The organism is Pedobacter rhizosphaerae (assembly GCF_900111155.1).
Lineage (GTDB): Bacteria > Bacteroidota > Bacteroidia > Sphingobacteriales > Sphingobacteriaceae > Pedobacter > Pedobacter rhizosphaerae.
On sequence record NZ_FOGG01000007.1, the window covers coordinates 146,503 to 170,641 of the forward strand.

Annotated in this window: 14 protein-coding genes; 4 read left to right on the top strand and 10 right to left on the bottom strand. The window is 39.6% G+C overall.

The window, feature by feature from the left end:
* Positions 1–221: 221 nt before the first annotated feature.
* The 10 genes from BMX11_RS07835 to BMX11_RS07880 form a co-directional block, all read right to left on the bottom strand.
* A complete protein-coding gene (locus tag BMX11_RS07835) occupies positions 222–1,001 on the bottom strand; it encodes a carboxylesterase family protein (protein WP_090883187.1) in 780 nt (259 codons plus the stop codon).
* Between the two features lie 113 nt (positions 1,002–1,114).
* Positions 1,115–3,412 carry a beta-glucosidase BglX gene (gene bglX / locus BMX11_RS07840; protein ID WP_090883189.1) on the bottom strand — a complete coding sequence of 766 codons (2,298 nt, stop codon included), beginning with the start codon at positions 3,410–3,412 and terminating at the stop codon, positions 1,115–1,117.
* Positions 3,413–3,436: 24 nt separating this feature from the next.
* Positions 3,437–5,182 (bottom strand): discoidin domain-containing protein, encoded by a 1,746-nt coding sequence (locus BMX11_RS07845; protein ID WP_090883191.1) that lies wholly within the window; start codon positions 5,180–5,182, stop codon positions 3,437–3,439.
* Between the two features lies 1 nt (position 5,183).
* Positions 5,184–6,545 carry a glucoamylase family protein gene (locus tag BMX11_RS07850; protein ID WP_090883193.1) on the bottom strand — a complete coding sequence of 454 codons (1,362 nt, stop codon included), beginning with the start codon at positions 6,543–6,545 and terminating at the stop codon, positions 5,184–5,186.
* A 178-nt stretch (positions 6,546–6,723) separates the two neighbouring features.
* Complete coding sequence (locus BMX11_RS07855; protein ID WP_090883195.1) at positions 6,724–8,199, bottom strand: RagB/SusD family nutrient uptake outer membrane protein; 1,476 nt, start codon at positions 8,197–8,199, stop codon at positions 6,724–6,726.
* Between the two features lie 11 nt (positions 8,200–8,210).
* Complete coding sequence (locus BMX11_RS07860) at positions 8,211–11,222, bottom strand: SusC/RagA family TonB-linked outer membrane protein (RefSeq protein ID WP_090883197.1); 3,012 nt, start codon at positions 11,220–11,222, stop codon at positions 8,211–8,213.
* A 258-nt stretch (positions 11,223–11,480) separates the two neighbouring features.
* Complete coding sequence (locus tag BMX11_RS07865; protein ID WP_090883199.1) at positions 11,481–14,360, bottom strand: ligand-binding sensor domain-containing protein; 2,880 nt, start codon at positions 14,358–14,360, stop codon at positions 11,481–11,483.
* Between the two features lie 143 nt (positions 14,361–14,503).
* Complete coding sequence (gene trhO / locus BMX11_RS07870; RefSeq protein WP_090883201.1) at positions 14,504–15,442, bottom strand: oxygen-dependent tRNA uridine(34) hydroxylase TrhO; 939 nt, start codon at positions 15,440–15,442, stop codon at positions 14,504–14,506.
* Positions 15,443–15,520: 78 nt separating this feature from the next.
* The gene (locus tag BMX11_RS07875; protein WP_090883203.1) at positions 15,521–17,971 is read right to left on the bottom strand and encodes a DUF5686 and carboxypeptidase regulatory-like domain-containing protein; all 2,451 of its coding nucleotides are present in this window, start codon (positions 17,969–17,971) and stop codon (positions 15,521–15,523) included.
* Positions 17,972–18,072: 101 nt separating this feature from the next.
* The gene (locus BMX11_RS07880) at positions 18,073–20,520 is read right to left on the bottom strand and encodes a DUF5686 and carboxypeptidase regulatory-like domain-containing protein (protein WP_090883205.1); all 2,448 of its coding nucleotides are present in this window, start codon (positions 20,518–20,520) and stop codon (positions 18,073–18,075) included.
* 250 nt (positions 20,521–20,770) lie between these two features.
* On the opposite strand from BMX11_RS07880, the gene kbl reads away from it, so the two are divergent.
* The 4 genes from kbl to BMX11_RS07900 all read left to right on the top strand — a co-directional run bounded on the left by kbl (position 20,771) and on the right by BMX11_RS07900 (position 24,136).
* Entirely contained in the window at positions 20,771–21,958 is a 1,188-nt protein-coding gene (gene kbl, locus BMX11_RS07885) for a glycine C-acetyltransferase (protein ID WP_090883207.1), read from the top strand.
* Positions 21,959–22,103: 145 nt separating this feature from the next.
* Positions 22,104–23,144, top strand: a complete 1,041-nt coding sequence (pheS, locus tag BMX11_RS07890; RefSeq protein ID WP_090883209.1) for a phenylalanine--tRNA ligase subunit alpha — start codon at positions 22,104–22,106, stop codon at positions 23,142–23,144.
* Positions 23,144–23,557 (top strand): Rieske (2Fe-2S) protein, encoded by a 414-nt coding sequence (locus tag BMX11_RS07895; protein ID WP_090883211.1) that lies wholly within the window; start codon positions 23,144–23,146, stop codon positions 23,555–23,557. Before pheS ends, BMX11_RS07895 begins: the two co-directional genes overlap by 1 nt.
* Positions 23,558–23,560: 3 nt before the next feature.
* Entirely contained in the window at positions 23,561–24,136 is a 576-nt protein-coding gene (locus BMX11_RS07900; protein ID WP_090883213.1) for a TetR/AcrR family transcriptional regulator, read from the top strand.
* Positions 24,137–24,139 lie beyond the last annotated feature (3 nt).

A 24,139-nucleotide genomic window follows, 5' to 3' on the forward strand; every position in this document is an offset into this window, starting at 1 on the left:
CTTCAGGCCTTTTTTTATGGTTTTATTTTTTGAAGCGTAAAATTGATATAATATTTACGAAACCTCAACTTTTCGGCGATCATCGCCGAAAAGTTGAGGTTTTGATAAACTAAGTTCGTTGTATTGAAAGTATACAGGCCGGTTATTGTGTGATAAGATTAAGACGATTTTTAATCCATTCCTGCTCAAGTAACCTGGCACTTATCATGAAGTTGATAATATTATTTTTTATGCGAAAATAACCAGGGCATGAGTTCTGGTTCGGCAAAGGCACTATCCCAACTGTTATGATTATCCTTTGGATAAAGGGTAAACTTAACATCAGCTCCAACCGTTTTTAGGCGCTCGGCAATGGCAATAGAGAAAACCGGATCAACAATGTCATCTTTAGCACCATGAAATATCCATAAAGGTGTTTTTTGATATTTTTTGATATTGTTGGTATTGTCGCCACCACAAATGGCAAAAGCAGCGGCAAAAGTTCTGCGCTTATGCCTTAATATTTCATAAGTCCCCATTCCGCCCATAGATAAGCCACCTACATAAACCTGATCTTTGTTTACATATGGTTTTTTAAGGAAATCTTTCACCATACCCATTACGGCATGCATGGCTTTAGTAGGTTTTCCGCCCTCTATAAAACTGAGTGTTCTTTTACCACTTTCAGAGTGACTTACATTGATGTTTGCCCAGTTGTCATTTTTAGGACACTGCGGGAATACAACGATTGCGGGAAAATTCTTCCGGATATCATTTTTTAGAAAAAGTTTGCCCCCGTGGGTTAACTGACTTTTATTATCGTTTCCTTTCTCCCCACTTCCGTGTAGAAAGAAAACAATAGGATATTTTTCAGTAGCCTTAAAGTTTTCAGGAAAAAGAATCCTGTAGTAAATCGAGTCTTTTCCTTTGATAAAGCTACCCTTGTCATATTTGTTAAGGTCTTGTGCCTTAACGGCTACAAAGGAAATAAGGAAGGTTATTTGGAGAAAAATCTTTTTCATTCAACAAAAGTAAGAAACCCCGGCTACTTTACAACAGCACGGGGTATAACACTAACCATAGTATTTTTTAATCTGGCTGTTTTTTAAGGTTTAGAAACAGCCAGCTGTTTAATTTATTTTAAAGTAAAAGAGGCTTCTTTTACATCTCTTGAATTGGTTCCAATGAACAATTTAAAATCTCCTGGTTCTGCTACGAATTTAAGGTCGGAGTTGTAGAATTTAAGGTCGTTTTCAGCAATTGTAAAAGTGACCTCTTTACTTTCGCCAGGTTTTAAACTTACTTTTTGAAAGCCTTTTAATTCTTTAACAGGGCGGGTAATGCTGCCCACTAAGTCGCGGATATATAATTGAACTACTTCTTTTCCTTCGTATTTCCCCGTATTGCTTAAGGTAACCGAAGCCGTAATGGTTTTTCCTTTAGTCAGGGTGTTGCTACTCAGTTTTATATCACTATAATTAAAAGTGGTGTAGCTTAATCCAAAACCAAAAGGATATAGCGGATCGTTACTAACATCCAGATAGTTTGAACGGAATTTTTCAAACCATTTTCCTTCTGCAAGTGGTCTACCTGTATTTTTATGGGCATAATAGATTGGAACCTGACCAACATTTTGCGGGAAAGTGGTGCTTAGTTTTCCTGAAGGGTTAACCGCTCCAAAAAGTACATCAGCAATTGAATTTCCCGCTTCACTTCCCGGAAACCATACGTTTAGGATGGCAGGGATGTTTTTTTCTTCCCAGTTTAGGGCTAAAGGGCGGCCAGTAAATAATACCAGGGCAATGGGCTTACCTGTTTTAGCCAATGCCTTTAACAGGTTTTTTTGTGTTTCAGGAATCTGGATATCGGTAACACTGCTACTTTCTCCGGTAAATTCAGAACCTTCACCCATTACTGCAACAATCACATCCGACTTTTTAGCCACTTCTAAAGCTTCTTTGATCATATCTTCTTCAGGTCTGCGATCTCTGATATAAGTTGGATTGTGCACATTGACATAGCGGTGCTCCATTACTGAATCGGCTAAAAAGTTCGAACCTCTTGCGGTTAAGATCTTGGCATCGTTGCCCAATGCATTTTTTAATCCTTGAAGTACCGTAACCGATTTATCAAAAAGTGCGGCAACGCTCCAGGTACCATACATATTGGCGGTGTTATCTGCCAATGGACCAATCAGGCCAATAGTACCTGATTTTTTAAGTGGAAGTACATTGTTGTTATTTTTTAATAAAACGAAACTTTCTGCGGCAATTTCGCGGGCAATCTGACGGTTTTCAGGACTGAACACTTCTTTTTCTGCCCTTTGTGAATCACAAAATTTATAAGGGTCGGTGAAAAGGCCTAATTTGTATTTCGCTTGAAGGATTAATCTGCAAGCCCTGTCAATTTGTTGAATCCCTACTTTTTTCTCTGCCAATGATTTTTTCAAAGTACCTAAAAAGCCTTCTCCAACCATATCCATATCTACTCCTGCATTTAAAGCCAGGGCAGAAACGGTTTGCAAATCTCCCATTCCATGAGCAATCATCTCAGGTATACCTGTATAATCGGTTACTACAAATCCTTTAAAGCCCCATTGATTGCGTAGCACTTCGGTCATTAACCATTTGCTTCCGGTTGCAGGAATGCCATCAACTTCGTTAAATGAAGCCATGATGCTGGCTGCTCCGGCATCTACTGCTGCTTTGTAAGGTGGAAGGTATTCGTTATACATGCGCACTTTGCTCATGTCGGTTGTATTGTAGTCTCTTCCGGCTTCGGCTGCACCGTAGAAAGCGTAGTGCTTAACACAAGCTAAAATCTCATTGTTGGCCTGAAGTTTCCCCTGGTATCCGCTCACCATCGCTTTAGCAATTTGCGAACCTAAATAAGGATCTTCACCGCTACCTTCGGAAATACGCCCCCATCGTGGATCACGTGAAATGTCTACCATAGGAGAGAAGGTCCAGTTGATTCCGCTGGCACTGGCCTCAATGGCGGCAACTCTTGCTGATTTTTGAACAGCCGCCATATCCCAGGTACAGCTCATCCCCAACGGGATCGGGAAAACTGTATTGTAACCATGGATTACATCCATACCAAATAACAAAGGAATTTTCATTCGGCTATTTTCTACGGCCACTTTTTGCACCGCACGGATTTTATCAACTCCTTTGATGTTGAATAATCCTCCAACCTGACCCGCTTTAATCTTGCTGCCAATATCTGAACTATTTGCCTGTCCGGTGGTAATATCGCCCGAACTTGGCAGGTTTAATTGGCCAATCTTCTCATCGATAGTCATTTTCGACATTAGATTAGTAATAAAACTGTTCATTTTGGCCTCTTCGGCGGAAATCGCTTTTTTAGTCTGCGCTGAGGTATTCAGTGCAAAAGCCGCTAGAAAAATTAATAGGATGTTCGCTCTTTTCATTATATGTGTATTTATCAATTCTATTTATTCAACTTTCATTACCGCTGTTTTCGGTGATACACCATTTTCATTAATGGCCTCTATCGAAAAATAATAAGTCTTTAATTTATCCATCGCTTTAAACCAATATTCGTTAAAATCGTGGATCATAATGCAGTTGTAAAGCTTATCTGGTGCTGTGCCATAGTAAAGGTTATAGGCAAAAGCATTATCAACAGGTTGCCATTTGATGTAGGCACTTCGCTTGTCTTTTTCGGTACGCAATACCAATAGTTTTTGCACTTGTGTTGGCTTGTCACCATTTCCATTTCCAAAAACTCTTAACCCGCTAATGGCAAATTTGCCGGTTGGCATATGGATATTGACCATTTTAATATAACGGGTTTTTATGGGCTTGTCCAGCTCGATATAATCATGCGGTACGTCGGTTTTGTTTTGACTCTTATCCACGAGGATAGTCCATTTTTTTCCGTCTAAAGAGGAAAGAATTTGATATTGGTGGTAGATCCCCATCTGTTTGCCAATAAATTCTGCATCCTGGTCTGCATAATTGATCTGAATGGCATTAACCGTGGCCAGGCTACCTAAGTCAGTCTGAATCCATTCTCCCTTCTTTGCTGTTTTAGCGCTCCAATAGGTTTTAATGTTTTCATCAACGGCATTATTGGCCTGAAATCCTCCTAAAGTAGAAGATACGGTTACGGGTTTTTTATAATTGATCAGCATCCATCCAGGTCCAGCCGGGCCGTTTTCTTTTCTTTCTGAAGGAAGGTAAAGCGGATAATCGCCAAAGGCAGTATTGGTCCACATCACATCATCTTTATCGAAACCTGTTGGCCAGATTCCCATTCGGCGTTCCCAGGTATTTTTAACGCAAATGATACTGGTAGAAATGTGCCAGTAATTTTGGTTATTGTCCTGAAAGGTAGCTCCATGACCGGCACCCCTTGAAAAACCTCCGCCCTTATAACTTAAAGGATCAGATTGAGGGATAGCCTCTATGCCGTCAAACAGGGGTTTGCTGCCAACCACAACACCGTCAGAGTAACCGCTAAATTCGGTTCCGGGTGCGCCATACTGAAAATAGTATTTGCCATTGTGTTTGGTCATCCAGGCCCCTTCGGCAAAAGGATCGAGGAAGGTATTGTCCATATATTCGCCAAAACGCTGCCAGCCATACCTCCAGCTTTGCAATAAGTACATGGGGGTTCTGGTTCCTTTAGGCTGAAAAGTTTTGCGGTCTAATTCTACGCCGTACATGGGATAGTTATTGCTACTGCCATTGTACATGTAAAATTTACCATCATCATCAGTAAAAAAAGAGGGGTCCCATCCACCAATTTCCAGGGAATCTACCAAAGGAAACCATTTATTGTTTAAAGGATCAGTGCTTCCCCACAGGGTGAAATTTTTAGTGTATGTACTACCAAAAACAACCACCGTATCGCCAATGATACCCACGCCTGGAGCACAAAGTTCATCTTTGGTCTTATTCCATGGGCGCAAGAATTTTCTTTCTACAAATTTCCAGTTCAGCATATCAGAACTGTGCCAGTAGCCCCATTGGTTAGTGCTGAAAAGCAAATAATTACCTTTGTAGTTTACAATTACCGGATCAGCAGTGGCCCGGTGTTTTCCCCATTCGGTAAAAGATTCAAAAGGCGTGTAGCCATAATCCACATTGATGGGATTACAATATGTTTTCTGCTTCTGCGCTGATGCAGACAAACAGGTAAGGGTTATGAAAATGCTATATAAAAATCTTTTCATGTTATTTTTTTAACGCAGGGCTTTCAAAACCCAAATTGGTTAAGCCTTTTTGAACATCGGGGTTGCTCATAAAGAGTTTCCAAAGTAGTCCCGATCTATAGTTTTCAATCATAACAACCATTGGCCCCTGGTCAATTCCTAAATATCGCTTTGAATACCAGTTGTCGGTTTCGGAGAAGGCATCATAAAAGCCATATTTTCCCCAAACTTTATCTCCTAAATCTTCATAAAGATGTCTGATCACCTTCATCGATTCTTTTGGTGTATAGGGAATGGAAGAGATGGCTGCGGTAGGGGAGATTACTCCAAAATCTTCTTGCGGATTGTGTGCAGCGTATCCGTTTACCGAATAGCTTGCCGTTAAGCCCCAGCTATCAGGACCATAACCCTTAAACTTTTTCGGATTGGCCACACAGTAATCATGAATGGCCAGGGTATGATTTACGTTATTCTGCCAGTAATCTGCATACTGGTCTTTTAAGCCTTTCGGATTAAGTCCCAAATAAGAATAATGTGCCCAAAACAACGGTCCCACAGCATTTTTCTGCCCTTGATAGTCTAAGGTAAAGGGATGTCCGTAAAATTTGAAATTCGTTTTAATCTCTCCATTTCTTGCCCAGCCTTCGTGGTAAACGGCTGCTGGAACGCCATGGGTTGGAGAGGCTGACGCTAAAACATACATGATTAAGCATTCGTTATACCCTTTTACAGGAAAATTCATCTCCCATTGATATTCTGGCGACCAATGCCAGTAAAGTACATTCTGGCCATTGCGGTACCAACTAAAATCTATCCCTTTCCAAAGGTCATCGGCTTTTTTTGCCAATGCCTTTTCTGCTGCTGTACCATTTTTATAATAACTGTTGATACAGATTAGGGCCTGTGCAACAAAAGAAGTTTCTACTAAATCGCCTCCATTATCTTTTTTTCCAAAAGGACGAACCTTTCCTGTTTCACCGTAAAACCAGTGGGGCCATGCGCCATGAAAACGATCTGCCCTGGCCAGGAAATTTAATATTTTATCGAGCCTCTCCAAGCCATCTTTTTTATTGACATAACCTCTGTCAATACCACTCAGGATAGCCATTAAGCCGAAACCTGTAGCGCCTGTAGCTACTGTACTTTTATCGTTCTCAGGATAGATGTTGTCGGCATGGTAACGTTCCCGGGCAGCACCCGAACTAGGCTCGGCGCCATCCCAAAAATACTGGAAGGTTTGTTTTTGAACAACATCTAATAATTCGTTATCGCTCAGGTTTTTTCTAATCGCTGGTGCAGACTGAATGCTTTCATAATGCTGGGCATTGGATTGACAACTCAGGCTGACCAGTGAAATTAGAAGGATGTTAGTTAATGATTTCATTTGTGTGTGCAGAATCTTTGAATGAAAAATCGGTTGTGGTTAGATGCCAATTATTCATCTTATCATGTGTTATGTTGAATATAGGGGTGGCCAGTAATCAACAAGAATATTTTTATTACAGATAGTTTGAGTAGAATAGAAAAGAGTGATCCCAAACTGGGACCACTCAGTAGTAGGATTAATTATATCCTGGGTTTTGTTTTAGTAAACCACCGCTTAGGTCAATTTCTGTTTGAGGAATTGGCCAAACTTCATTTTTATTTGCTTTCCAACCTTTAGGCCCGAATACCTCCGCTCCACGACCCTGGCGGATCACATCGAAGTATCTATCGTTTTCCATAGCAAGTTCAACTCTTCTTTCCTGATAGATTGCGCTTCTCAGCTCTGCTTTGATCGTTGTGGTTACATTGGGTAGAATTGATGCATTACCGCCTCTCGCACGTGCTCTTACGCGATTAAGTGAGCTCAATGCCTGAGTTGGATTATCCAATTCATTTGCAGCTTCTGCATTCATTAGAAGGATATCTGCAAATCGTAATACTCTGATATTTTGTTGAGCCCCTTCATTAAATCCTGAAACCCGCGTTGAAAAAGGTACATATGATTTTTGATTATAATAGTCGTTGGGTACACTGATAGGAACTAAATCACCCTGAGGTGTAGTTTCTCCTTTGAACAATATCGTCGCATCTCTTCGTGGATCGCCTGTTTCAAATGCTGAAGCCAATACTGCTGAAGGTGTATTGAAACCCCAACCCATTACTCCTGCAACGCCTTGAACCTGACTATATTGAGAGTTTGAGGCATCTGCATTCCCTGGGATAAGCTCAGCTTGAATTTCAAATACTGACTCAATGCTGTTCTCATTTTGAGTTCTGAAACCTTTTTCAAAATCTGGGAAGAGATCATAGCCCATACCCATTACCTGGTTGGTATAGGTTAAAACATCATTCCATTTTTTCTGATATAACGCTACTTTTGCATGTAAGCCAACCGCTGCACCCTTGGTAGCTCGGCCAAGGTCGGCAGCGCCATAAGACGGAGGTAATACTGATGCTGCTTCGGTCAAATCTTTTTCAATTTGGGCATACACAGCAGCTTTATCAGATTGTGGTAGGTTATATTCTGAGTTATCCTTAGGCACATTTAACCTCAAAACCACATTCCCATAAGCACGTACTAGTCTGAAATATGAATAAGCGCGGATAAATTTAGCTTCTGCCAGATACCTGGCTTTCAGACCTGCATCCATACTGATATTGGGAACATTATCTAAAACCTGGTTTGCCAGATTGATATTTTGATATTGTCCGGTCCAAAAGCCTTGCAATGATCCTTGAGTGGAAGTCACTGTAAATTGATCAAATAAATTAAAGAATGTTGCATCTGTTGGCGTACTACCTTTGTCAGCCTCGTCCGATCCCGTGCTTTCTATTGCAATCGCATTGAATGCTACATTGTCCCAACTTCTTAAGTTTGCGTAAATGGCATTTACACCCTTGAGGGCATCTTCTGGAGTTTTCCAGAAAGTTACAGAAGGTTGTTGCGCTTGTGGTGGAACATTTAAAAAGTCTTTTTTACAAGATGCCATAAATAGTACTGCAGTAAATGCAGCCGCGGCACAATAAGACTGAATATTTATATATTTTTTCATGTTGAAATCGATTAGAAGGTTACGTTAACTCCAAAGTTATAGGTTGCAAATAAAGGATAAACGTTTGTATCAATACCTGCATTGGTTGGCGTACCACCCACTTCAGGACTGAATCCTTTGTATCCAAACAAATTAACCGCGTTCTGTGCATTTAAAAATACCCTCAGCTTTTGCATTTTCCATTTGCTGCTTACAGCCTGAGGTAAGGTATAGCCTAATTGAATGTTCCTTAATCTGATATAGTCGCCTTTTTCTACATAGAAAGAATTAGGTGCATTATTTAATCCTCCGGCTAGATTTGCTGAAGCATATGTGTTTGAGGTTCCGGCACCGCGCCAACGATTGTCAAAAAAGTCTTTAGTGTAATTTTCATTCCCAAAACGGTTACTTAGGTTAGCATTGAATACATCAACGTCAGCAACCCCTTGGATATCTAAAGTTAGATCAAAATTTTTGTAAGCAAAGTTGGTGTTTAATCCATAAGTGAACTTAGGATTTGGATTCCCTAAAACAACTCTATCTCTCAAATCAATAACGCCATCGCCATTAATATCAGCAAATTTGAAATCACCCTTCTTGAAACCTGGCCAGGCGGCAGCTTCAGCGTCAGTTTGGAAAACGCCTTCCACCTGATAGCCAAAAAACTCTCCAATTGGACGGTTGTTTACCGTTCTGGTCGAAAGATATCCGCTAGTGAGACCTGCACCGCCTTTATAAATTGGATTAGCTCCTGATGTTACATTTAGCACTTTATTGTTATTGATACCCACGTTTCCGCTAATTGAATAGGTAAGTCCTCCCTCTGTTTTGTCAGACCACGTAGCCAAGAATTCAAATCCTCGGTTTTGAATATCAGCCTGATTGGCGATAATTGAACTGTTCACCGTACCTAAACTTCCTAAAACCGGGATATCAAATATAGCTTGTTCAGTTTTTCTGCTATAATAGTCAACTTCAACGTTCAATCTGTTGTTTAAGAAGCCCATTTCTAAGCCTACATCAGTACCAGCACTTCTTTCCCAGAATAATTGAGGTGGAACTAAAGATCTAATGCTTGCTCCAGTATAAGGAATGCCACCAAATATGGCGATTAAGGCAGCTGATTGATCAACTGTTTGGGTTGAAGGATTGAATGGAACACCTGCATTACCCACTTTACCCCAACTTCCTCTCAGTTTCAAATTGCTGAATATTTTCTGGTCCTTCATGAACTCCTCGTTGGTGATTACCCAACCCGCACCTATTGAAGGAAAATTTCCCCATACATTGTCAGAACCAAAGAACTGTGAAGCGCCATCTCTTCTTATAGAGGCATTTAATAAATATTTGTTCTTGAAGCCATAGTTAACTCGAGCAAAGTAGGAAGTGAAAGTACTGAGCTCCCCTTTATCAATTAAACTTCTGGAAGCAGCATCACCTAAAGCAAGATATAAGTCTCCCTCAGAGGAATATGGGACATTCATCGCCTCTGCATTAATGGTATACATCTTATTGCGTTGTGCAGTTTGTCCGGCTAATACTGTTAAGCTATGATCATTCCATTTTTTATCATAAGTCAATGTATTTTCAATGATCCAGTTTCTATTTTCGATCCTGTCGATATCCAGTTTACTATTAGTGCTTTGTTGTGTGTTACTGGCTTTATATTTGGGTACATACCCTCTTACTTCTTCCTGTCCGAAATCACCACCAATACTTGTTTTGAAGGTAAAGTTCTGAAGGAATTTCAATTCTGCATAGACATTACCCGTAATCTTATATTTCGAAGTGTTTTGATTGAAAAAATCAAGCGTTGCCTGAGGATTCACATTACTTCCATTACCTAAGTTAAAAGCATTTGGATCTCCATAACTTCCATCAGCGTTAAATACGGGTACAACAGGAGAAGCTGAATATAATGCTCTAAAGATAGAAGTAGGAGCATCTTTAGATTTGCTATATGCTCCGGTAACATTATAACCGATTTTTAAAGGCTGAAAAACCTGGAAGTCATTCGATAGTCTGGCTGTGTAGCGTTTATAATTATTGTTTTCAACGATACCATCCTGATTGAGATAACCTAGAGAAAAATTATAGGTTGACTTTTCAGTGCCACCACTAATTGAAAGTTGGTGGTTGGTTACAAATGCATTTCTTAATGCTTGATCATACCAATCAGTTCCCTCTCCTAAGTTAGTATTGGCGAACAGAGGTGCCGCAGGTGGAACGAGTAAACTATATGCCTCATTAACTGCTGTAGCATATTCTGAAGCATTTGCCATCTCTACCAGGTTGGTCACTTTCTGTACACCAACAGTTCCATTGTAATTGATAACAGCGTCGCCTCTCTTACCTTTAACTGTAGTAACTAAAACCACACCATTTGCGGCACGGATACCAAAAATAGATTGGCTTGATGCATCTTTCAGAATGCTAATATTGGCAATGTCTGCAGGATTCAAGAAATTGATATCGTCATACCAAACTCCATCAACAACATATAACGGTCCTGTTTTTCCATAAATTGTACCAGTACCTCTTATTGTTATCTGTGGAGAGCCTCCTGGGGTTCCGACGTTCGTAATAGATACTCCGGCCACTTTCCCTTGCAAAGCACCAATTGGATTTACCGATGCTTGCTTAGAAATGTCTTCCCCCTTCACTGCTCCAACCGCTCCCGTAACATCAATCTTTCTCTGTGTACCATAACCCACCACTACAACCTGCTCTAATTGTTGTGTGGAAGAAGCTAAAACTACATCAATTGTTGTGCGGTTATTTACAGCCTGCTCCTGGCCTGTATAACCTATGAAATTAAATACCAGTGTGGCATTTGCGGGCGCACTAATGGAGTAGTTGCCGTTCGCATCTGTCTGCGTGCCATTTTGAGTGCCTTTAATTAAGATCGTAACGCCCGGAAGAGAGGTTTTATCACCTCCATCGATAACCTTACCTTTTACAGTAATGTTTTGCGCAATTGCTACGTTAATTGTTAGCAAACAAAATGCAGCGAGAACAGAGATTCTTGTAAAGATTCTTTTCATGCTATTAATTATAAATTTAGTTTAATTGTTAAGTTAAATTTGAGGTTGTTTTTGCTCTTGTGCAAGTGTTCTTACCTCAACATTAATACATCAAATGACTAAATTTAGTTTCACATGAGAAGAGACCGTATTCGATTTTGGCCTAAAAACGCAGTTTTTTAAGTTTGACCTGAATAAATAGCGGTACACAAGTGTAAAAAATACACTAAGGGTTTTTGTGGGGTGTAAAAATCGGTTATGAGAGGTAATGATGTAGTGCTACAACTCAATTAAAAACTCGGTGAGGTTCTTATCGTGGGGTACTTCCAGTTTTTTACGCAAACGATACCGGCGTATTTCTACGCCTCTGAGGCTAATATTCAGTAGCGACGACATTTCCTTACTGCTCATATTCATCCGGAGATAAGCGCACAGTTTAAGGTCGTTTGGAACCAGGTCAGGATGCTGTGCTTTTAGCTTTTTAAAGAAGCTTTCGTGTGCTTCGTTGAAGCTGTTTTCGAACAGGTGCCAATCTCGCTCATCGTTCATCCCATCATTGATCACTTTCTGGATTTTTCGCGTTTGATCTTCTGAAAGCTTTTTACCGTTCTCATCTTTGAGTTTAGTAATTTCGCTGCTGAGTTTTTGCAGCAACTCATTTTTATATACTAAGGTCATCGCCGAATTGGCCAGCTCGCGATTTTTGGAAGCCAACTCTGCCTGGAGCTTTTCGGTTTGAAGTTTAATAATTTGCTTTTCGTTGGCTTCAGTTTCCTGTTTTAAAATCTCTTCTTGCTCTGCCTGTAACCTTTCGCTAATTTTTTGACTATCTCTGCGCAGCTTGCGTTCATAAATCTTTTTCCCCAAAATCAGTGCTGTGATAAAAATGATCAGGTACAGCAATAGCGACCAGTTATTGAGGTACCAAGGCCTTAAAATGGTAAACTCGTACGTAGTAACCTCACTGATGGTAGAATCATTAATCTTAGCCCTTATTTTAAACTGATAGTCTCCGCTACTCAGGTTGGTGAAATCTTTTTGGGTTGCCAGACTCCAATCCGACCAGTCTTTGGAATAACCTTCCAGGTAAAACTGATATTTAACCTTGGCTTGTCGGTAATAGGGAAGAGCAAAGGATATTCGGATATTATTTCGGCTGTTGCGAATTTCGATAGGGTTTTCTCCGCTACCAGTCTCACTGATGAGGCTATATTTATCGGTAATGTCTTCCACTTTGCGAATTAATACCGAAGGTAACTTGGATTTGTGCGGTTGATTAAGTGCTGCATTGTAGATTACAAAACCATCATCTACACTGATGAGATAAATTGAATTGCTAATGCGGCTGATGTTTTCATAGTATTGAACCATTCTCCCATCAAGCATGCTAAACTGGTTAGAGTCAATTTCCATTTTACCCGGTTCGGTAAAATTAACCAGGGCGGTTCTACCATGGTTGATAAACCAGTATTTCTTCTCTCCGGCCCCAATAATCTTGTTAGAAGTAGCAAAGGAGCCCAGTTTTTTATTTAATATCTCATACTTACTGAATTTATTGCTGAGCTCGTCGTAAGTATAAAAACCCGCATCCGATGAAAAGACAATCCTGTTTTGCAGGTTGAAAATGTTAATGTTGTAATTGCCAACCAGACCATTGCGTTCGTCAAAATATTTGGTGCTGGTCACTTTTGTGTAATCAGGGCTCAAGGTAAGCTTATACAGACCTTTGTAAGCATGGCTTACCCAAACATCACCTTTGCTATCCTGTTCTATAAATCGGGAGGGAGCGGTAAATCCGCTAATGCTTTTAACAAATGTGAGGCCACCGGCCATTTTAGCATATAGTGATAACCCGGTGTAGGTTCCCTGTATGAGATAATTGGGGTTGGAGTTCAGTTTTTTAATGGTCCAGCCACCACTGGTTGTAGAAATCCATTGAATGTGATCGCCCAGCACTTTAAATGTGCCACTATTGTGCCCGCAAATTAATTCCCCGTCTATTATGCTCAATTCCCAAACCTGCCCCTGAGAATTAGGGATCAGCTTGAAATTAAAGGGAGAGAGCTCTGTATTGGAACTCCAATCGCTATAAAAAAGGCCCTGGTTGGTGCCCAGGTATATCTTATTGTTGTGTATAATACTCGAATACACTGTTCCGAACTGACCCGTTTTATCAAAATAGAAATAAAGCGGTGAGTTGAGCTCAATCCGGTCGATTCCATTATCCAGGCCTGTCCAAAGATTCTGCTCATCATCTGCATATAAACTCAACACGGTATTGTTTTGCAAACCGCTGGATTTATTGATGCGTTGCACAATCTTCCCGTTTTCATCAATAATAATTAATCCGTTTAGGATGGTTCCATAGGCGTAATATTTACCCAGCAAGATCGCCCCGTTATTAAGCTGATAGGTTTTAAGGAAATTATTGGCTGGCGTATTGAGCGGGTTAAAATCCTGTCCATCGTAGGTAAACAGGCCATTCTTACTAGTCCCGATAATAAAGCCATTGTCTTTATAGGGAAGAATGGAAAGGATGCCTTGTTTGCCCAGCTTTTCACTTTGTGGTAAATGGACAAGCTTGCTGCCTATCAATTCAAAAAGTCCTTTTTCTAATACCTCTATGAAATATCGGTTTCTTACCGCATGCAAGAATAAAAAGGAAGAGGGCGACTTAATCACCGATATCTTGCCGCTCTTGTAAATGAATATCCTGGAGAACGACTGAAAAATTACCCGGTCTTTATCCACATAGATTTTCCAGATCTCGTCGGTTACTGTTTCTCCCTTTGGAAGTAAAGGGGTTAATGAGTTGTATTTTTGTTTGCCATCTTTAATGGCCCAATAGCCGAAGTCTCCAAAACAGCCTACATAAACCCGCCCTTTGTTATCGGTAGCCACAGCCCGAACAATTTGGCGATTTGGCATTTTGTATTCCTGCCAGTAACGGCCATCGAAAGCCAACAAGCCCTCAACATTTCCAAAATACATCACCCCATTCTTATCTTTAGCAATGCTCCAGTTTTGGTTACCTGAGGCGTATATAGATTTCGGATAGTTTTCTATGTAGGGTACCCCAATATTTTTGATATCAGCGGCATAGCTGTTAAAGGAAATATAAAGGAGCGCAAAGAAAAGGTATCTTAGGAATTTTGGCATAGAATGCTGAGATGTACAAGCTTTTTATGTACAAAGTAAATAAAAAAAAGGGAATCGGGTGGGAGCAGCAAACAAAATAGCCAGTAGGTAAGTGATTGTTCACCCCTGTACTGGCTATGGTATTATACTTTATAAGTCGTTTTTTATGCTAAACTCACCTTACCAATAGGTTGAGGAACTTTAACATAGTATCCTGTACCATCATATGGGCGCTTGCGTGGATTTGTAGTACAAGCAACCGAACAGCAACCCTGTAATTCCTCGCCACATGCATCGCATTGCGTAATGTGCTCATTACATTCCGGGTTGGCACAATTGATCATTTTAGGGGTAGTAGTTCCACAATTGTAGCAAACTGATACAACACTTGGATTCACTTGGTTTACATCTACGGCAATGCGGTTATCAAATACATAGCATTTACCTTCAAAATCTTTCCCGCCAGCTTCTTTACCATATTTAATGATGCCGCCATGTAACTGATACACGTCGTTAAAGCCGTGGTGAAGTAATAAAGCTGAAGCTTTCTCACACTTGATTCCACCAGTACAATAGGTTAATATTTTTTTATCCTTATACTGTGCAAGCTCATTTATCTTTTCAGGGAAATCTCTGAAATTTTCTAGGTCTAAGGTGATGGCATTTTTGAATTTACCCAAATTATGTTCATAATTAGAGCGGACATCCAGAATAACCACATCTTCATCATCCTTCATTTTCATGAAATCGACAGGCTCTAAGTGTTTACCCGTTTTCTCATTCGGATTGATGATGCTATTGTCTCTTAATCCGGAGTGTACAATCTCTGATTTGTAGCGGCAATGCATTTTAATGAATGAAGGTTCTTCTACGTTATCGATCTTAAATTCTGTTTTGGCAAATCTTTCATCTGCATGAATCGCTTCCATATAAGCTGCGCATGCTTCCTGGCTGCCAGATACCGTACCGTTCAAACCTTCATCGGCAACGATAATACGGCCAACCAGGCCTAATGATTTACAAAATTTAAGGTGATCTGCGGCAAATTGCTCCGCATCGGCTATATGACTATAGCAATAGTAAAGTAGTGTCTGATATTTCATATGCTGCGTTGATACCGTTGCAAACGGCGTTTAAAGCGGTGCAAAGATAATGAAATTTGTTTAAGCGTAAAAACCTAATTAAAAACCGTAAGAGAATTTGAAACCCTGCTGAATTCTTTTACCCGAATCAAAAGCATAGCCATAGTCTATTCTAAAGTTTAACCTTTTAAAACCAAAGTAAAACTCACTGTAACTATTTTTCTCTGGCGAAGTGAGATAGGCTCCCCCAATAATTTCTTCCAGCTTCAGTTTCCGCAACAGCGGAATTTTGTTGATGAAGAAAGAACCAAAATTATGTTGAAAATGGGCTTCAAAATATTGCTTGGTGGTACTGAACAGGTAAAAATCTAAAAAGTGGAAATTCCGTACATCCGAATCGAATATGATCGAGCGGTTTGCCCTGAAGTGTTTCCAGTCTGGGTAATAGAGTTGTTTGGTATTCAAAAACTTTCCGGCACCCAGCAGTAGTGACGATTTACCCATCAAAAGGAAATGAACATCTTTCTGGAAAATCTCTGCAGAGATGAAGTCGTAATTTACATCAGAATTAAATACATTGGGAATTCCTTTTTTGTAATTAATCTCTATCCTTGGGTATTTACTCTCAATGTAAAACCTGCCATCTGGTCGCGTAATGTACTTCTGGGCAATGGTGTAGGCCATCATTCCGCTAATCACAAAACCCGTATGTCTGGGGAACAGATAGCTCTTCTCGTCCAGGGGGTTAAATGGATCGTTGGAGTCAAATTCGTTGGTTTTACGAAAGGAGTCATAGCTGGTGTTGAGCAGCGCAAGTCTTTCTGCATAATCGGCAGTAATTTTAACTTCAAAGCTCGGAGCAAACTCCCTGCTGGCCTGAATGTTCAGGAAACGTCGCTCGTAAAACTTAGATACATTTCTACCAAAGATCAAGGCATTGATGCTATTGCGAAAGAAATTCGTTTGTTTCAGCGGATTTAAATTGGCTACTTCAGTTCCAATCCCAATGGAAATCATGCCGTTGCGAATGGGGTTATAAAAATACTTGCCCGTAATGTTTCCGTTAAAGTGCAGGTTCGAGAATCCATAACGAAGCTCTGGTCTGATGGTGAAATAACGCCCATCGTTAAAGCCCTGCTTCATGGTCACTCCATATTTTAACGCTACGCCTTCAACCGTGTTGTAAAAAACACTGGTCAACAAGGGGTCATAGGTTACACTTTTTTTATTATAGCTGTGATAGAAAACATAAGGAGTAATGAGAATCTGGCCAATATTAAACTTGTTTTTTACATTATCAACCGAATCCAGGTACCGCTTAGAGGATTTGAGCCTACTGATACTGTCTTTCTTGATATAGTTTTCGTTTTCTTCAAAAGTGAGGGGTACAGGGCGCGATTTGGCCCAGTATAAAGAATCCTTTTTATTAGAACTGGAATTAATGCGCAAAATTTCATTGGTGAAAAAGTGCTTATTGAAACGTGGTTTTACATCGTAATTTTTATAAACGCCTACCACATACCCCGCAAACTTAAATCCAAAAACCTTACCCCTTATATCAAATTGAACCGAGGAGGGAACTGATACCCCATCAACCAGAACCAGTTGTTGTTTAATATTCAGCGTGTCTATAAATTCAATGCCCGATCTTTTCGTCAGGAAAAGATCAACCGAATTAATCCTCCAGCTATCATTGATGATATAAATCTCGCCACTAAATGCCGGATCATTCTCCCGTTTTGGAGTTACCTGTATCTTGCTGATCGTTTGTCCGCCAGCCTGATGGCTACCTAAGAGTTTAAAACGGTAATAGGTAAAGGCATTATCGGCAATAGGGGAGACAAAGCCGCGTACATTAAGCTTATCTTCCAGTACTACGTTTTTATAGAAGTTGACCGATAAATCCGATGCCTTATTGAAACTAAAGCCATTATCGTTTCCGGCAATTTTGGAAGAAACCATTACTTCCTTAATTTTATTCTCTTTTTGGAAATCCAGTTTAGATTCTGTTTCCGAGAGATAGATAATCCCTTGTCCCTGGGCGTTTAGCTCTAAGATTTTGGCTACATCCCGTCCAAAGAATTTTTTAGGAGAGGCTAATAGCTTTTGCATCCCCTTGGTATAAACTTCGCAGGTATATGCATCCAGTTCTTCCAGATAGGATTCCCGGTTTTCTATTGTTTTTCTGATGATCTCGTCTGCCGGATCGCTATTTTTACTCCGGCCTACAGTAACCTCATTGAGGGTAAAAACCTTCGGAACCAATGAAATATGCAGGGTGGTATTTTCTTTGATATTGATACTAACCAGTTTGTCTTCGAAACCTATAGCACTGAATAAAAGGTCTGTTTTTCCGGCAGGAAGATTTAATTTGTAATTACCTTCCACATTGGAAGATGTTCCTTTGGTAGTCGTATTTACGTATAGGGATACAAAAGGAATCGCATTGTTATTGCCATCCGTAATTTTGCCCGTTAATGTAAACTGTTGTGCGTAACTGTTGAATCCCCCCAGAAAAGCCAGAAAAAGTAGCTTTAAAAATAACCTCATTCAGCGTGTCAAATCTATGTCATGAAATATAAGTAAAAGATCTGTGAGAATAAAGAGTAAAGATTCTTTTTTGTTTTTTTAACGTTAAATTAGTTTTAATTCTAGAGTCCATAACTGATTCTGAAACCCTGGGAAATCTTTTTACTTCCATCATAGGCAAATCCATAACCCACTTTTAAGATTAAGCGCTGCAAGCCAAAATAAAATTCTTTGTAATTTCTTTTATCAGGCGTAGAAAGGTATCCGCCACCTATAAATTCTTCCAGTTTAGCTTTTCTTAACAAAGGAATTTTGTTGGTGAAGAAACCTGAAAAGTTATGCTCTAAATGTGCCTCAAAATACTTCTTGTTCGTGCTGAACTGATAAAAATCCAGAAACTGGAACTTACGAAGGTTAGGAGGAAAAATGGTCGAAATGTTTCCTGCAAAGTGCTTGTAATCCAAAAAGTACATTTTATCACTGTTGAGGAATTTTCCGGCTCCCACTAAAAATGAGGTGTAGCCCCAAAGCCCTAAGCTAATCCTGTCCTGAAATACTTCTGCCTTAACAAAATCATAATCCACATCACTATTTAATATTTTGTCTAAACCTTTTTTATAAAGTAGGGTAATTCTGGGATATTTAGATTCTGTATAAAATTTTCCGTCTGGTCTGGTAATATACCGCTGTCCAATGGTATAGGTTAAACTGGCCGTTGTACTCAAGGAGTTGTAAATAGGAAATAAAGGCGTTTCTGTGGCCGGACTAAAAGGGTTATTGCTGCTGAATTCCAGTTCTTTATCGTCAAAAAACTTAAAATCGGTGCTATTGGTCAATGATTTATTGCGGGCATAATCAATCCCTATGTAGCCCTGCAAGCCATTAGCCAGTTCTCGGGTGGTGTTGATGCTGATAAAACTTTTTTGATAGAATTTAGAAAAGTTTCGCTCATATAGCAAGGAGTTCAGGGAGTTGCCAAGTAAGGTCATCGAACCCAAATCGTTCAGGTCAAAAATTCCATTCCCGAAAGATAAGCCAATATTGGCTCTCTTCAAGGGATTGTAATAGTAATTTGCAGTAAGGCTACCTGTTAATTTTTGATTTGCAAATCCGTACCGCGCCTCAGGTCTCACACTGAAATATCTGCGGTTCTCAAATTCCTTTCTAAAGGTTACACCATATTTAATAGCGAATCCTTCAACAGTATTGTAAAAAACAGATGTTAAGATAGGGTCAAATGAAACATATTCCTTGTGGTATCGATCATTGATGCTGTAGCCGCGAAGAATTAGCTTCCCGATGCCAAATTTATTATTCTCTCTTTCCAGGGAATCCAGATAAACTTTTGATTCCTTCAGCTTGGCTATACTGTCTTTCTTAATGTAATTTAACCTTTCATCAGGGGTTAGTGGGATAGGACGGTTATTTTTCCAGTACACCGAATCCTTTTTATTCACCATCTCGGTGATTTTCAAGATCTCCCCACTAAAAAAGTTCTTCGGGAACTTCGGATTGAGATCGTAATTGCTGTAAACCCCAATGAAATAGCCCGCTATTTTAAATCCCAGCACATTTCCAGTAAACTGAAAATTAATATTGGTTGGCATATAGCTTTGCTCCACTTTGGTAAACTGCTGATTGATGTTAAGTGTGTCTATGAAATTAATCCCTGCACTTTTAGTCAGATAAACATCGGTATTGTAAATTCTCCAGCTGTTATCCATGATATAAATAATGCCCCTGAATACCGGGTCGTGCTCACGTCTGGGAATAACCTGGATTTTATAAACCTTTTCTCCATTCTCATTGCTCTCCCCTAATAATTTATAGCGGTAGTAAAATAATGCATTATCAGCAATGGGAGAAATAAACCCCCTCGAACTCAATTTGTTCTCAAGCAGGTAATTGTCGTAAAAATCAATAATTAAATCTGAGGCCTTGTTAAAACTAAAAGCATTGTTTCGACCAGCTACTTTTGAAGAAATCATCTCCTCCCGGATATCATTTGGCCTGCGGTAATTAAATTTACTTTGAGATTCTGAAAGATAAATAATGCCCCTTCTGTTGGTATCCAGTTCAAGTAACTTCTGGATATCACGCCCAAAAAACTTCTTTGGAGCCCCTTTTAAGCGTTGCACGCCCTTAATATAAACATCGCAGTTAAAGGCGTTAATCTCCTGCTGGTGTTTTTTACGTTCTTTTATCGCATTGCGGATAATCGAATAAGCAGGATCTTCTGCGTTAGCCCTAATCGTAACATTATCGAGCGTATAGCTTTCGGCTGCTAAAGTGATATTCAGGAGTTTATTTTCATCTAAACTAATGGTTTGTTCCTGCTGTTTATAACCTACCGCCCTAAAACTTATGATGTGTTCACCCGCATTCAGCTTCAGTACATATTTGCCTTCTACATTGGCAGAGGTGCCTGTAGTGGTGTTTTTAAGGTAAACGGAGACAAAAGGTACTGGTTCTCCCTCACTGTCTTTCACCGTTCCTGAGATTGTGAATTGCTGCGAAAAAGCCATGTTTGCTAAGCCACAAAGCAGAAGGAGGGCGTAAATTCTTCTCATAGATGATGATTACTGAACTATAAATATCGAATAAGTTTACACACTATACATATAATGGGGTGTTAAAGTTTGTTAATTTGATAAAAAAATAAAAGGTAGCTCAAAATCAAATGACAATTGGCCCACATTTCAATCAGCTTTGTAAAATGGCAAACGTTTGTTTATTAATAAATGCTAAAAAAGGGCAATTTTGTAACACTAAACAGTTTTTTTATAACTTTGGGATGTTCAAAATCAACCATAAGAAACAATGTATAAAACCCTACAACCTGTTCTTCAGAAAGAACTTGAGGAAATAGAAAGTGCCGGCCTTTACAAACGTGAACGTATTATTGTAACTCCGCAGGGAGCAGACATTAAAGTAAGCAGCGGTGCTGATGTGATTAATTTTTGTGCAAATAACTATTTGGGCCTTTCATCGCATCCAAAAGTGATTGAGGCAGCGAAAAAGGCAATCGATGACCATGGCTATGGAATGTCTTCTGTGCGTTTTATTTGCGGAACACAAGATGTACACAAGGAACTGGAAGCCAAGATTTCTGCTTTTTTAGGTACTGAAGATACTATTTTATATGCTGCGGCATTTGATGCAAATGGTGGGGTTTTTGAGCCCTTATTCAATGCTGAAGACGCTATTATTTCGGATGAGTTAAACCATGCTTCTATTATTGATGGGGTAAGGCTTTGCAAAGCTCAACGTTTTCGCTATAAAAATGCGGATATGGAGGATTTGGAAAAACAACTCATTGCTGCTAAAGATTGCAGACACAGAATTATTGTTACCGATGGTGCTTTTTCTATGGACGGATCTGTTGCTCCATTGGATCAGATCTGCGATCTTGCTGATAAATATGAAGCCCTGGTGATGATTGATGAATCTCACTGTTCTGGTTTTATTGGTAAAACAGGCCGTGGAACGCACGAACATTTCAACGTAATGGATCGTGTAGATATCATTACCGGAACATTAGGAAAAGCATTGGGTGGTGCATCTGGTGGTTTTACTTCCGGGAAAAAAGAAATTGTTGATATGTTGCGTCAGCGTTCACGCCCTTACTTATTCTCCAATACTTTGGCTCCCTCTATCGCAGGTGCATCCATTACCGTTTTGGATATGTTAAGCGAAACAACGGCACTAAGAGATAAATTAGAAAGTAACACGAAATATTTCCGTGAGAAAATGACTGAGGCAGGTTTCGATATTAAGCCTGGTTTTCACCCTATTGTTCCTGTAATGCTTTATGATGCCAAGATTGCTCAAAACTTCGCCGCAAAAATGTTAGAAGAAGGTATTTATGTGGTTGGATTTTTCTATCCGGTAGTGCCGCAAGGAAAAGCAAGAATCAGGGTTCAGCTTTCTGCAGGTCACGAACAACACCATTTAGATAAAGCTATTGCAGCATTTACCAAGGTGGGTAAAGAACTTGGCGTGATTTAAAATCCGATTCAAAATACATAAGCCGCCATCGAGCGGCTTTTTTTATGCACTATGAGTTCATTTTCTTTTATAATGATATTGTAAACAGTTGTTTTGAACCGCCTGGGATTAAAAATCTTAGAAAATTTGCCGTATATTTGGAGCCATGTTGCAAGATAAAATAACCCAGTATACCGAAAAGATAAATGCTTTTGTAACTGAAAAAGCAGATGAACTAGAGCAGTTTCGTATTAAGTACTTAGGCAGTAAAGGTGTTATCAAAGAAATCTTTGATGAATTTAAGTCTGTTTCTATAGAAGAAAAAAAATCTTTAGGTAAGGTTTTAAATGAATTTAAGCAGCTAGCAGAATCAAAATACCTAACATTAAAGGAATCTACCGAAAGTACAAATGCCAAAGCTGATAATTTAAGATTAGACTTAACACTATCTGGAGAAGGCTTTGAGGTGGGGTCCCGTCACCCTTTAGCACTTGTGCGTAGAGAAATCGTTGAGATTTTTGCTAAGCTGGGTTTTACTGTAGCAGAAGGTCCGGAAATCGAAGATGACTGGCACAATTTCTCTGCTCTGAACTTCCCGGAAGAACATCCGGCAAGAGATATGCAGGATACTTTCTTTATCAAAAAAGGTGGTGAAAAAGGTGATATCGCATTGCGCACACACACTTCATCTGTTCAGGTGAGAATGATGGAACAAGGGCAACCGCCTTTCAGGGCAATTATGCCGGGTAGGGTTTATAGAAATGAAGCCATTTCTGCAAGGGCACATTGTTTCTTCCACCAGATTGAAGGTTTATATGTAGATGAAAATGTATCATTCGCCGATCTAAAGCAAACCCTGTTTTACTTTGTTCAAGAGTTGTATGGTGAGGGTACAAAAGTACGTTTCCGCCCTTCTTATTTCCCTTTCACTGAGCCTTCAGCAGAAATGGATATTTCTTGTACAATCTGTAACGGAGCAGGATGCCAGTTGTGTAAGCACAGTGGTTGGGTAGAAATTTTGGGTTGCGGAATGGTTGATCCTAATGTGTTGGAAAACTGTGGTATTGATTCAAAAAAATATAGCGGTTTTGCATTCGGAATGGGAATTGAACGAATCGCCAACCTGAAGTTCGTAATTAAAGACCTTCGCCTGTTCTCTGAGAATGATGTTCGCTTCTTAAAGCAATATAAATCTGCATTAATCTAATGATGAAATATTTAGCTTCCCTCTTTTTCATACTGGTTTTATTTACGGGATGTGGTAAGGAGGAAGATTATATTCCCGATATTCCAGTTAATTACAGTACCTTGTTAACCGACCCAACTTTAACAGGATTAAGTTCTGGTAAAGCCATAGCGATAAAAGGATATGGAATAGCAGGATTGATCTTATATAGGAGTGGTACAGGTCGTTATATGGCCTACGACAGATGTAGCACGGTAAATCCTCAGAATAAATGTGCGGTAGATATTGACGATTCTAATATCACCGTAACAGACCCCTGTTCAGGAGCTAAATTTTTGCTGGAAGATGGAAGTCCGGCGAAAGCCCCGGCAGAAAAATACTTAAAACAATATACAGTAGCCATTTCAGGCAACACGATACGCGTAACGAATTAAAAAATGGAAGCCGAAAAAATTAAAGATACCGTAAAGAAAGCATCCAAAGAACTCTTTAGAAAATATGGTTATCATAAAACCAGCGTAAACGAAATTGCCAAAAAAGCGCGCATAGCAAAAGCTACTATTTATAAATATTTCGAAAGTAAGGAGCAGGTTTTAGATAGCATTCTGATGGATTATCTTGATCAGAACCTAAAAGAAATCCTTCATAACAAAGTGAGCTACTCTTCTGAAGAAGAATACCTTAAGGCCCTGGTAATGAAAACCAGCCGTTTGTCTTTTACCGCGTGTAATGAGTTTATAGGATGGGACTTTGTTAGGGAGAATGCCAACTCACAAGAATTCCTGAAACACCTTTCAGATCAGTTAGAAGCGCTTTTATTGGCAGCCTACCTGGAACTGGATAACTTTAAAAATAATCCCGCAAGGAGGGAAGGACTTGCGTTCTTGTTAAAGGCTAGCAAAAGTATTGTATTTTCTTTCGCATTTACCTCGGTAAGCGATTCTGATGTACGTAAGAACTTTGTAAGTTTCCAAAAGGAGATTCTTCCGTTTTTGGTTAAGGCAGCACTCTAAACC